The sequence below is a fragment of the Mesorhizobium sp. M4B.F.Ca.ET.203.01.1.1 genome (genome assembly GCF_004791025.1).
GTDB lineage: Bacteria > Pseudomonadota > Alphaproteobacteria > Rhizobiales > Rhizobiaceae > Mesorhizobium > Mesorhizobium abyssinicae.
The window spans coordinates 1-286 of the sequence record NZ_SRUO01000279.1; the positions used below are offsets into that span (position 1 = coordinate 1).

Below are 286 nucleotides of genomic sequence, written 5' to 3' on the forward strand. Positions count from 1 at the left end.
GCAGTGGTCTTGGGGTCGAAGGCCTAGCGCTGCTTGCCGGATTCGGCATCGATGGCGATCACCTGGTTGTGCGGGGTGCACAGGTACAGGGTGTCGCCGATCTGCAGCGGCGTGTTCTGGTCTTCGGCGCCGAAGCCGTTGCTTTCCGGCACGTCACCGGTGCGCGCGGTCCAGGCGACCTGCAGCTCCTTCACATTGGCCGGGGTGATCTGGTCCAGCGCGGCAAAGCGGGTACCTGCCGTGGTGTTGCCCCAGTGCATCCAGTCGCGCTGCTCGGCACCCTTGG

At 66.4% G+C, this 286-nt stretch carries 1 pseudogene; it reads right to left on the reverse strand.

The annotated features are described in order from the left end of the window. Positions 1 to 23: 23 nt before the first annotated feature. Positions 24 to 286: pseudogene (locus EN846_RS34680) on the reverse strand (membrane-bound PQQ-dependent dehydrogenase, glucose/quinate/shikimate family); the annotation flags it as partial.